Source organism: Bacteroides faecis MAJ27 (assembly GCF_900106755.1).
GTDB classification, from domain to species: Bacteria; Bacteroidota; Bacteroidia; order Bacteroidales; family Bacteroidaceae; genus Bacteroides; species Bacteroides faecis.
Genome location: NZ_FNNN01000036.1, coordinates 23,682 through 36,302 on the forward strand (window position 1 = coordinate 23,682; position 12,621 = coordinate 36,302).

Here is a 12,621-nt window from a genome sequence, read left to right on the forward strand (position 1 = left end):
GTTACGAAAAATTAGTTAACAATTACGGATATAATGAGCGGAAGTCATCATCATATTTCAATATCAGTTCTTTAGCCAAAGATATTGGATTTTCTTCAGAAGTGATTGGAAAATCTTCATTTTTCAATGTCCATTCATACTCAAACTGTGTAATATCCTGATGAAATTTCTCTTCATCAAAGTTTTTATGCCTGGTCATAGCGGCAATTACTTCTTCTGTGAAACGTTTCCAGCGTTCTCTGTAGAATGTACGTGTCAATCCTCCCCATCCTCTATTGGCATAATCGTTAAGCTGGGTATCTTTCTGTCCCCACACCGTAAGAATGCACCGTGCATTTTCTTCATAATATTTTTGTTCTTGTTCATTCACTGCAAAATCTTTGGCATCTTTTATCCATTTGCCTATTGAGAAAACAGGACTGCAGCAGAGCAATCGATCTACATCGAGCAAAAGTTGGTCCATACGCTGTCCCCACACCTTAGTTTCTTCCAATTTTTTTTTCCGATAGCAATCGGTAAACTTATCACGATAGTCAGCAAAAAGATTACCTAAAACTTGCCTTCCCACATTAATTACATCAAAATGATATTCAGAATGATATACTCCTTCAGCTTTCAGCAACTCCTTCCAGATTTCCCACAAATCGATATTTTTATAATCGTACCCGGGAAGTGTGTTCCATCCTTCTACGCCTTCTAACTGTGGACGAGCATTCATCAATACTGCTTGTCCGCAAAGGGCTGCTGAGGTATAGATCTTCTCATATAGTTGTTTCCATGCTTTAACAATATGATTATCTACATTCCCCCCTCTGCATTGGGCCCAATTTGCAATCCACTGGTGGGCAGGCATTGAATTTTCCCATGCACGTTCAAAGACGAATTCATACATTAAAGGATTTACATCAAGACCTTCAAGCGTCACTCCCAAACCATATACGTTATCGCCTCCTTCTTTGAAAAGTCGATCAATTTTAAAATCTACATCATTCAGGTCACCAGCTAAAAAAGTGTTTCCACCAAAATTTCCTAAATAACACCAAATATAAGGTTTCCCGTAGTATTGCTCTGTATCACGCCATATTTCTGTATAATCACAATAATAATCAAGTAAAATCAGTTTATCTTGGGGAACAGCATTTAAAAAGGATTTGATACGGGGTTGAGTCCATTTCTCTTTGGCATGATAAAACATCCACGTCATCTGTAACCATTGAGCAGCGGAATCCACATCTTGTATCGATTTATAAATTTTATCAGATACATTGGACAAAAACTCCTCGTTCCAGTTGGGTGAGTCTACCTCGTTGAAAGGATCGATACCATAAATGTGGTTGGTGCCATACACTTTTGTCTGTTCCTCTAAAAAACGACGTTGAATGACTGAATAAAGCGAATCCATGGGATCAATGAAGTGACTACGATACTTTTCATCGTATCCTCCCCATTGACTCATTGTGTAGATTTTAGCTTCTGGATAAAGTTCTTTTAGTTCAGCGGGAACATGTCCCGCAAAAGCTGGTAGAATGGGAGTCATATCAAAAGCCCGTTCACGTTCAAGAATTAATTTCTGTAGTTTTTCTTGGTCTGCCAACCATGATTGAGGTAACGGACTTTGCCAATAATCTACGTTTGACATACGATGCCAAGGAAGGTGAGCCGGACCTGTAAAATAAGTACGAATCTCCTCATCAGACAGTCCCATCTCCGTCCATACTTTATACCATATAGACTCTTGACCGGTGATAGCCAATGGCATAGTTACTCCATTCAGAGCCATCCAGTCAATAAGTCGTTCCCAATCACTCCATTTCCAGTAGGGCATAGAGTAGCCAAAGGTGCAATAATTAAGAAAGAAACGATTCTTACATTTTGAACGTAAAATAACGGGAGCTTCTACTTCAGGTAGTTGAGCAGGCATTACTACACTATCCGAAGCATACCAAGAGACATGTGCCTGACAGTAATACTTCAAATAATGGTTTAGTCCTACGGCCAATGAATTCCGGTTGTTTCCTTTAATCAGAATCTTTCCATTGTCAGACTCAAGTGTAAAGCGGTCTATATCTACAGAATCAGTCAGAAGTTGAAATTGGAAAGAGTGAGCATGTTGAGGAAACAAACGTTCGCACATCTCACTAAGTGTATTTGTAGCCGGATCTTGATTTCTTTGGCAACTCACCATAAAAAAAAGTAGTATAAGATAAAAGTATTTATTGTTCATAAGCATGTCGTCTATTCAAATGCGAGGAAAATGTTTTTTTATAAGAATTTTAAGGGTGCCCTCCCTCGGACACCCCTCGATTGCAAATGTGAAATTTACTTGTTAATGTGAATCACGGATAGGGCGTTCTATAACAAACTTGCAGAACTTATGATAAAGAGCCACGTCGGCCGGCTCACTAGAGTACTTCAAAGTAAGCAATGCACTATTGTTCTGATAGTAAGCCAAGCGGCATTTTTCCCATACACCATACTCCTTGAATTTTGCCATATAATTTTCCAAACGATAAGCTTTGCCGTGAGCTGTCAACACATCGTCCTCAAACTCCATCTCCATCTGCATATTGCAACGTAAAGCTTCCTTACAGGCTTCATCAAGACGTGTAAGAGGTATGTTATCGTCAAAATAGTAGTTGGGCTGGTAGTAAGCATAGTGGAAGCCTAGTTCTTTCCAAGACTCGTGACCATCGGAATTGAAGAACGGAATCCAGTTGAAACTATATTTCAGTTCGTTCAGATAGTTGGCAATGGGGGTAATGATATTTCCGGTATGTGAGGCATCCTCGGCAATCCAATAGAACCCGGCTAAATCGACATATTGATACCTCTTCTCGTTGAAACGAGCACGCACTTGATCGATGAACCACTTACAGGCTTTCACACGGTCAGCAGGTTTGGAGAAGTCGAGCGACACATTATCAATTTCACCCCAATATACACTCGACGAACCTGACACCAATTCATTCTGTACGTCAATAGGCTCAGGAATGCCAATTATTACCTGGCGTTTGTACACAGGTTCCCCAATGGTAGTCATTGCTTTTTTTACACCCGCTTCGATAGCTGCAATACCAGTTTCTGAATTGAAATAACAATCGATGAGTTTCATCCACTCAGCCTTGGTGGCTGATTCATAGCGCATCCCCTTGGTATACTCTCTCACCGTCTGCCAATTGTCGGAAGTATTGAGGATTTCAAGCATGAGGAAGCTATCAAAGAACCAGTGTGAAGTGTTTTGCTCGTCTACATAAGTAATATAGGGTTGAGCGCGTTCCTGCGTCCAAATAGGGCGTTGGTCACCACCCGAGTAAAAAAGTACCATATCGGTATTAGCCAAGATTGACTGACGGTTGGTTTCCCAATCGTATTTCTGGTCGGGCTTAATTTCAATTTCTCCACTGCCGTCTTCTGGAAAAACAGGAACGGTGTGTTCCTCATCGGAACAAGCTACCAATACTGAGCATAAACCTCCCATCAGTAGTGATACAAAAGTAAGAATAATCTTTTTCATACGTTTCTTATTCATTGTTTTATGATGTTTAAATAGTCGTTTGAATATCGTTTAAATGGTATTAAAATAACGTTAGGTACCGTTTACAGGCCTTTGAACTTTGTGAGTTCGAAAGCTATCAAGCCATGATCGGTAGTAAGCATATATACCTGTACGGCCAATCCGTCCTGACTTTTGGCAAAAATCACATCACCTGTGCAAGGAATATTCTCACCAAGCACACTGCTCACTCCATCAAATGCCCAAGGAGAGGTATAGCCCGTAGCTGTGTAACCTGAGCCCGGTACGCCGCCCGGCACATCTGCATTTCCTATTGTATTGCCTTGCTGTGAATCAAAGATGAAGCCATCACTCATAGAATTAGCATTGGGATTCTTGGTGATGTCAGCCACATAAAGGCGTTGTGCTCCATTGAAAGAACCTGAACCATTCTGAACAGCCAACAATCTTGCGCCGTTAAAATCAACATAATCGATGCCTTTAGTGAATCCTTGCCAACCCCAATAATGTGAATCGGGAACAGTAAAAGCAAAAGCTCTGTCTGCACTATCACCAACAGGAGCACAAATCACCATATTAGTTTCATTGGCCGGTGTAGATATGTAGCTGAAAGGTTTCTCCGTATTAGTTGTAAGGATCTTCGTATAGTCTTCTACACGTGCACCACTCACATTAGCAAATTCCACATGCGCCTTGCCACTCATTATGCCATCGACAAAGCTGATAAATACCATACGGTATGAGAAAGGAGACGTAGTGGTGAGTACAGCTTTTCCACTAGTAATGTCACCTGTGATGTGAATAGAACTACCCATATCAATATTATAGTTCCAGTTAACTCCCATAGGTGCCTGATCGAAAACTGGATCACTGAAAGGTTTATCAAGTATCAATGTGGGAGTGTTCTCTATACCATTTTTCCATACCCATACATTAACATCCGTATAAGGAGTGGCATAGCTTCCTGCACGAGTACTCACGTAAGCCATGGCTACCATGTGTCCATTATCATCGGAGGTAATAGCACGTATAATACGATTAGATGGTATACCGGCCACGTTCACCTTTACCTGATCAAGCAACTTGCCGTTATATCGGTTGAACACCGGCATATTGACGAAATTATTACTATTGCTAAGGATAAGGTAATCATCTACTACAGCCATAGTGCGATTGGCACCCACTTCAAAACCATGCGAATTTTCTTTCAAAGTTTGGAAACCAAAAAGCCCTGCCACATAACCCACACCATATTCCACAAACTCAGGAGTTTTGTACACAGTTTCGTATACCGTCTTCTTCACACCATCCTGTGCAGTGATAGTAACGGTAGGCATCACACTCAAATCGAGGATTTTTGTCACGGGATCGTAAGCATCCGATTCAATAGTCGCCCATGGAGCAATGGTGATAAGTGCATTTTGCAACTCTCCGTCAATACTTGACGAGGTCTTATAGATAATAATTTGTCCTTTTTTACCCTCTTCAACAGGATCAGCCACTACAATCTGAGCACGTACATTGGCTAGTTCGACCTTAATGATATTGGCACGTTCCGACTTTTTATAAATAGCTGTAAAAGTGTAGTTTTTCTTGGAACCATCGGCTTCGATTAAGGTAGAAGAGAATCCTTCTTTCAAATTGTGAATACCCGACAAAGGGGGATCAAAACGGGCACCCACAGGAAGTGTAGCTTTGAGTCGCATACGGGTAATATCTCCTTGAATAGGTTCTGTATCTGAGATGTAGTAGGGAGTCTGCACTACAGCAGTACCGTTGGCACGGTCGATAACGGTTTCATACTCAGTGTTCTCATTACCTGCAAATCGTCCAGTAATGATGAGTTGATCGGTAATTTCACTTTCGGTTCTCACCAAATCGTCAGGGTCAACACATCCCGCCAGGCAGAGCGAGAAAGCCAAAAAGCTATTTATGATATGTTTTAGTTTCATATTGTCTACTTATTTAAATGGTAACCATAATTATTTCCAGCTAGGAGTCTGCTCACACATTATGTTATTTCGAAGCTCGCTGGAAGGTATCGGGAAAATATTATATTTCTTAGGGAACTTACGATCCTGCGTGTCACATTCTACACGGGTATAAAGAAAGCTTGAACCGGTTTTTTCAATTTTGATACCATGCAGTCGTTGCCCGTTGAGTACCTTTTGAGCAATATCCCAACGAACAAGATCATACCAACGATGTCCTTCGAGTCCCAGCTCACATACACGTTCCTTCGAGAGATCTTCAAGATAATTGTCCCAGGTAGACTGCTGAGCTAAGATAGGCAATCCCACACGAGTACGAATCTTGTTGAGATAGTCGTAAGCTTCCTTGAACTTATCCAAACGGGCATAGGCCTCGGAAAGGATAAGAATAATCTCGGCATAACGCATCTCAATCCAGTAGGATGTACTTTCAATGTCTACGTAGTTGATATTGTCGCTTTCATCCATAAATTTACGGAAGATATAACCGGTGGTACTAGTGCGCACATAGTCCTGACTTGCCGATGTAGAGAAATCCATGTATCCGTCTTTACCACCTACGTAAAGCTCAAGTTGACGTCCTGTCCAATTGGCACCATTGTAGAGAATAGAAGCATAGAAACGTGGGTCGCGGTTTCCCCATGGTCCTTCGGAATATTCATTCAAATGGGTCCAATCAAACGATTTCCATTCCTGACCCACCTTGATATCAAATGCAGAAGCATACTCATCGGTAGGCGTAGCGGCTGCACCCAACGTGCCAGGTTGCAAGCCTGCTTTTTCTGTGTCATAGGGTGGGCAGAAGAAATGATTAAACATGTGTTGCTTAGTCTTTTGTTGAAAATAGACAGGCAAAATTAGCTCCTTATTATTCACAGTATTGAAAATTTGCATATAACTGTCCTTAGAAGTCCCTGAAAGAAGTTGATATACACCCTTTTTCTCCAGCTTTTCTACCTCTAATGCTGCATTAACAGCATCCTGCCAGCGCTTGGCATAGAGAGCGGCACGGGCTTTCATGCCATAAGCAGCCCCCTTTGTAAGGCGGCCTGCCTCCGATCCTGTCCATTCTTCCGGTAGCATTTGGGCTGCTTTTTCATATTCGTCAAGGATAAAAGTCCAGCAATCGTCTTCTGACGAACGAGCTTGTGCGCGCTGGTTATGATCATCTACGCGGTCTTCGTTGATACGCAGGATTACACCGCCATGACGCAATACCAGCTCTTGATAAGCAAAAGCACGCATAAAACGAACTTCGGCTGTTCGAATGGCTAACTGATCGGAATCCAATTTATCAGCAAAGCCACTATGAACATCGTAAAAATACTCATTAAACCGGCGAATCTGCTCGTACATGCCATCCCAATTAGAACGATAATTACCATCAGGACTCATCATATTGTCGTAATAAAAAAGTTTGTTCACACTGCCCTCAGCTACATTGAACCAAGAATATTTAATGAGGTCACTCACACCATCATCCATGGCCAGATTAGCTCCCACATTGATATCGGCATTGCTATAAAACACGCCATAGAAACTTTTGACATAAAGATCCAGGTTCTTGATAGAAGCATAGGCTGTAGATTCGCTATAGGTGTCAGTAGGATCGATATCGAGTACATTACACGATTGCAATGCGAGGGCCGACAGAGCCAATCCTAGTAATAGATTTTTTGTTTTCATGCTAATTTATTTTATTAGATGTTGTACATAGGGTTTAGAACGTTATGTCTACACCAAACGTAAAGGTGCGTTGCTGCGGATAGTAACCTTGAATGACATTGGCCGCCTCAGGATCGAGGTACTTAAACTCGGTGAGAGTAAAAAGGTTGTAGCCGCTGGCAAACAGGCGAAGATTGCTGATCCCGGATTTCTTTACCCATGACTGTGGCAAGGTGTATCCCAAAGTTACATTTTTGAGGCGTACGTATGCACCATTACGCTTCCAAAAGTCAGATACCTGCGCATTATTAGCATAAGCCACTGTACTGAGACGCGGATATTCAGCATTGGTATTGTCAGGACGCCAGCTGTTCTCTACCAAGTAGTAAGGCGCGTTATCCCATCCGGCATAGAAAGGACGTGTAAGTGGAGTCTGGTCACGTGCACCGTTATTCCATTCGCCACAAAGCAACTTGTCGCACAAAGCGGCACCTTGCAACTGAACAGAGAGGTCGAACTCTTTCCAGTTGGCGTCGGCCATCAACGAGAACATCATCTCAGGCGTGGTGGGGCGTGCAATCTTCACCTCATCATCCCAGCTAATGAGTCCATCACCATTATAATCGAGGTAACGGATGTCACCCAATCGGGGAATTTCGCTGATGGGTAATGGAGCTGCGTCAATCTCGGCTTGTGTCTGATACAGACCTAGCGATTTCAATCCCCAAATGGTCCCTACCGATGTCCCCAGACGGTTCTGCCAAGGTTTAGTATTGTCAGCCTGCGTCATACGCAGTATTTTATTACGGGCAAACGAAAGGTTACCATTCAGGCTATAATTGAATTTGCCAATGTGATTACGGTGTTTTACTGTAATCTCGAATCCACGGTTATCAAACGTACCACTGTTTTCAATACTCGGATAATGGCCTCCCAGCGAAGGAGGATATACACCACCAATGGAACGAAGGATATCGTAAGTATATTTGTAAAAAACATCGAACTCAATGCCTAAAAGACCATTCCATGCCGAAAGTTCAAAACCAGCGTTGATAGAACGACATTTCTCCCAAGTAAGATTCTCCATCGGGTAAGATACTTTATTATACAAGGTATTCACCGCTTGTGGAGTGGTACCGAAAACTGTACTATTCTTTGACCATGCGTACTGTTTGCGATAGAGGAAAGGATCAACATTGTCGCTACCTAAGATACCGAAAGAGGCTCTTAACTTGAAGCGTTCCACTTGAGGAAAGAGTTCTTTGAAAAAATCTTCTTCAGAAGCAACCCAGCCCAATGAGGCCGATGGGAAGAATCCCCAGCGATTACCCTCTTTAAAGTGATAAGAGCCATCGTACCGAAAAGTAAATTCAGCCAAATAACGGTCATTATAAGCATAGTTGAAACGGCCAACATAACCGGCATAGGCCTGGCGCGTGCTACTGGAGAAGTTACCATCGGTGGGATGAATAGTAGAGCCAAAAGGTAACTCGTCAATATCGAGAAGTGCAAAATCGGAGCGATAACCTGTCAGCGTATTTCCTTTACGCTCAGTTTGTTCATAAAGGAATAGTGCACCTACATCATGCAAACCAAACTTTTGGTTGTATGAGACAGAAGGGCGTAATACTACTTGCTGTTCTTTCTCGTCACCGACTGACATCCCCCCTGTTGGCTGCAAATTAGAAGCATACTGACGTACATATTTCTTGGACTCAGGTTTATAAAGCATCAATTCGTAAGAGTACTTGAAGCTGCGTGAATCGCGATCTTGCCAGTCCCAACCTACAAACATACCAGCTTTCAAACCTTTGAGGAAGGGGAAAGAGTATTCTATCTTGGCCGATGTCTCCAGACGCATTGTACGTATTTTACTATAGCCCGAATGTCCAGCTGCATAATCAGGATTTGAAGCGCCACGATAACCAGATGCCGGCATCCCTTCATATTCGAGTGGAACAAACGGAGCGGCATAAAGCAATACTCCCACCACATTATTGGTCGTTTGATTCTCATAACTGTCGCCACCTGGTTGATAATAGTCGTTAATCTTACCGGCCACGTTAAGTGACACGCTGATATCTTTGGTCACTTGCGTATCAATGTTCGAACGGAAGTTGCCACGTTCCAGCTCAAAACCTTTAATAAAGCCATTCTGTTTCATAAATCCCCCACTGAGGAAGTAACGGGTTTTCTCGTTACCACCACTGATGGAAAGATTGTGTTGATGCATCAAAGTAGTACGATAAATAGGTTCCTGCCAATTGGTATTTTCAAATCCATCAGTAGGATCTCCATTGGTAGTCATGGCAATCTCTTCATCGGTAAAGTAGGCTTTCTCACCATCCATGCGGCGAGCATAGTTATACCATTGCATATAGTGTGTACCGTTCATAAATTCAGGCAGCGTAGTAGCATGTGACAAAGTGAGCGACCCTTTATAATTAATGGTAGTTTTGCCCTCCGTTCCTCGTTTGGTAGTAACCAATATTACACCTGCAGCAGCTTTCATGCCATACACTGCACACGAGGCAGCATCTTTTAATATAGTAACTGATTCCACTTCATTAGGATTGATATACGCCATGCTGCGTTCTACACCATCTACCAGAATAAGAGGTCCGTCACCTCCATTATATGTGGAATGTCCACGAACTAACAATGAAACATCATCAGCTCCCGGGGCTCCGGTGGCTTGTTGAGATATCAATCCCGGCAACTTGCCGACCAAGGCTTGCGAAACGTTGCTTGTTGTTGACTTCAATAATTCTTTAGAAGATACCGAAGATATTGATCCTGTGAGATGGATCTTTTTCTGAGTACCATAACCGACTACTACCACCTCGTCGAGACTATTAATGTCTTCTTGAAGGGTAACATTGATCATAGAACGGCTGTTTACTTTTACCTCTTGTGTTATCATACCTATATATGATAGCACTAATGTAGCAGACTTGGACGCATTCAAGGTAAATTGCCCATTAAGATCAGTAGTTGTGCCCGTTGCGCTCCCCTTTACGGTCACACTGACTCCGGGTAAGGGCAAACCTGTCGCATCTATGACGACTCCATTGACTGTACTTTGCGCATAACTATTCGATGCGCATACAAAAAGTATTGTTAATGAGAAGAATAATATTCTCATAGAACAAAAACGATCTTTTTGCATAGCTTTGTGTTTCATAAGTTAGAAGTTTATTAATAATATGTATATATCTTATTTAAAGTTGGCGTGTTATCATTTCCTCAATTACCTCACTGGCAACAGTAGAAACATCTTTTTGGTTAGCAATATCCCATAATGATGAATCTTCTTCAAGAACAAACTGTGTACCTACAATCCAACTCTGAATCCATCCGGTAAGAGTGCTCCATACCCCCCATCCGGCATCAGCATTCGAAGCCCAATAATTCCAATCTTCATAATTGAACGCCCTGAACCATGCACCATCTACGTTCTTGAATTTATCACTACGTACTTGAATACGAATTAAAAAATCGCGCATTTGATTTACAGCCTTTATGTAAGTAGTATCCTGAGTTGCCTTAGCAGCTTCACACAGCCCCACAAAGGCAAAATTTGTTGTATAAAGCATATCAGCAACCGGATCGCCATTGTCAAAAATTAGTGGTGCTTCGTTGTTGCCATATTCCGCATTGGAAGGAGTACGCCCAAAAAGACTTTTCGACTCATCACCCAGTTCTTCGCGAATACCTCCACAAGGCACTTGATTTCTAAGTAGTTCATTTGTCATAAAATGCAGCCAATCTAAGTGTTCCTCTGTTGGTGCTACCCGATAGAGCCATGCTAGCGGCAGAATCATACGGGCACGTTCTTGTTGAATGCCGTTAGTCCACGACCACTGTTCCGGATATCCTTCCATCATCATGGTTATTCCACGTTTCACGCGTTCAAGCAGCGGCTGATAATGTGTTTGGTTATAGAGCCAAAGATAGCAAGCCCAGTTCCAGGCCTCAAAGTGAGCATGCAGATTTACCAGGTCAGCATTATAGTATGATTTCCAGCCGCGTTTCTGTAAATCAGGCTCAAGAATATTTTGTCCTCTAAATCCATTTAATCCCGTAGTACGGAAATTACCTACAATGCCCTCAACTATTTGTTTATCCCATTTAGGATTATTCATCAATGCTGATGAAGCGATGGAACCTAATAATGAACGGGCATTATCATCGCCATAATAAGTGCCTTTATGTGTATAAGCCCATCCTAACAGACCATATGATGGGGATTTGGGATCATTGCGTACTGAATCTCTATACTCGGTAAATGAATAGTCGAGTAAATTGGCAGCTACCTTTGTATATTGTGAATTATCCAGTAGTGTACCGGCAGCTGCAAAAGCGAACGAAGCTTCTCCTTGAACATCATCACGCATCCAGTAACGATACATCTGCGTACCGTCATATTTAATACCGGACATATGTCCTTCCAAAATACCTAATGACCCGTCCCCATCTTTAAAGTTGCGTGGAAGTTCAGGCCCTACCGGGGCAATACCATTACCCATATATTTATCAGCCCAATCATGCTTCCAATCGGAATGCACCAAGAAATGTCCATTGTAGAACCATTCTACTCCTTTTTTAATGCTATTCATTCCTGCATCTTTCGGCAACACATCAGTAGCTGTATAAGTCGGACGAATATAAGAAGTCCAAGTAGAAAAAGTGAATGTTTCTCTATTTAACAACCACTGAAAAATATATTCGAACAGTGCCTTTACCCGTTGTTCCGGTAAGTAACGGCCTTCAGCAAAATTACTCATACAAGTGGCTGAAAGGAGAAGTTGGTCATTATGAAAATACAGTATCGGTTGAGTGGGTGTATCTTTCAGTCCATAAACCGCATCATTGAAGCCTGCCACTTTTGCAGCTACTAACAAGGGATTAGCAATCGGATCTGGGGTTTGTTTCATAATACAGCGTTGAAACGAAAGTAAGCTCATGGAGGGAAGTAGTGAATTCAATGAATCACATACCACAATACGTTCCAATTCCAATGTATCGGCTGTCACCCATTCAGTAGCTCCTACACATTGTGGAAACTCCATAAATACTCGCAGTGATTTTTCTTTGATTATTTTTTGGTCAGCTGTATCGAGCTTCACTCCCTCCCTAGGATAGGATTCACTCAATAATAATACGCCCGCCTGTTTTGGGGCTTTCTGTAGTGCTTCATGCACCGATGAATAGATACGAAGTCGATATCCTTCCTCATCCAGCAACTTTATTAAGTCATTAGTAGGAGTTCCATAACATATCACTTCCTCTTTCTGCTGGCATGAAAAAAATAGAAGAAGCAATATAAATATTCCAATAATTCGATTCTTTAACATAGTATTTTATTTTTAATAGATCGTTTCCAGTGTTTTCCAGCACTGATACAGTCCTCTCGGTACGTGGAAGCATCCTTTCCATTTTCCGCCTTTG

At 42.0% G+C, this 12,621-nt stretch carries 6 protein-coding genes; all 6 read right to left on the minus strand.

The genetic code is table 11. The features are described from left to right. Window positions 1-22 precede the first annotated feature (22 nt). On the minus strand, window positions 23-2,224 hold the full coding sequence (locus tag BLW31_RS21635; RefSeq protein ID WP_029425726.1) for an alpha-N-acetylglucosaminidase: 2,202 nt from the start codon (window positions 2,222-2,224) through the stop codon (window positions 23-25). Window positions 2,225-2,326: 102 nt separating this feature from the next. Next, window positions 2,327-3,514 carry a DUF4855 domain-containing protein gene (locus BLW31_RS21640; RefSeq protein WP_074759673.1) on the minus strand — a complete coding sequence of 396 codons (1,188 nt, stop codon included), beginning with the start codon at window positions 3,512-3,514 and terminating at the stop codon, window positions 2,327-2,329. Between the two features lie 83 nt (window positions 3,515-3,597). Then, window positions 3,598-5,466 carry a DUF5018 domain-containing protein gene (locus BLW31_RS21645; RefSeq protein WP_010539493.1) on the minus strand — a complete coding sequence of 623 codons (1,869 nt, stop codon included), beginning with the start codon at window positions 5,464-5,466 and terminating at the stop codon, window positions 3,598-3,600. 30 nt (window positions 5,467-5,496) lie between these two features. Continuing rightward, window positions 5,497-7,191, minus strand: coding sequence for a RagB/SusD family nutrient uptake outer membrane protein (locus BLW31_RS21650; protein WP_010539494.1), 1,695 nt, complete (start codon window positions 7,189-7,191; stop codon window positions 5,497-5,499). Window positions 7,192-7,225: 34 nt separating this feature from the next. Continuing rightward, entirely contained in the window at window positions 7,226-10,354 is a 3,129-nt protein-coding gene (locus tag BLW31_RS21655; protein ID WP_029425727.1) for a SusC/RagA family TonB-linked outer membrane protein, read from the minus strand. A gap of 37 nt (window positions 10,355-10,391) precedes the next feature. Then, window positions 10,392-12,527, minus strand: a complete 2,136-nt coding sequence (locus BLW31_RS21660; RefSeq protein WP_010539496.1) for a hypothetical protein — start codon at window positions 12,525-12,527, stop codon at window positions 10,392-10,394. Window positions 12,528-12,621: the final 94 nt, after the last annotated feature.

Coding starts and splice junctions, on each gene's coding strand:
- BLW31_RS21635 (WP_029425726.1), bottom strand. CDS start 2,224: ATGAACAATAAATACTTTTATCTTATACTACTTTTTTTTATGGTGAGT.
- BLW31_RS21640 (WP_074759673.1), bottom strand. CDS start 3,514: ATGAAAAAGATTATTCTTACTTTTGTATCACTACTGATGGGAGGTTTA.
- BLW31_RS21645 (WP_010539493.1), bottom strand. CDS start 5,466: ATGAAACTAAAACATATCATAAATAGCTTTTTGGCTTTCTCGCTCTGC.
- BLW31_RS21650 (WP_010539494.1), bottom strand. CDS start 7,191: ATGAAAACAAAAAATCTATTACTAGGATTGGCTCTGTCGGCCCTCGCA.
- BLW31_RS21655 (WP_029425727.1), bottom strand. CDS start 10,354: ATGAAACACAAAGCTATGCAAAAAGATCGTTTTTGTTCTATGAGAATA.
- BLW31_RS21660 (WP_010539496.1), bottom strand. CDS start 12,527: ATGTTAAAGAATCGAATTATTGGAATATTTATATTGCTTCTTCTATTT.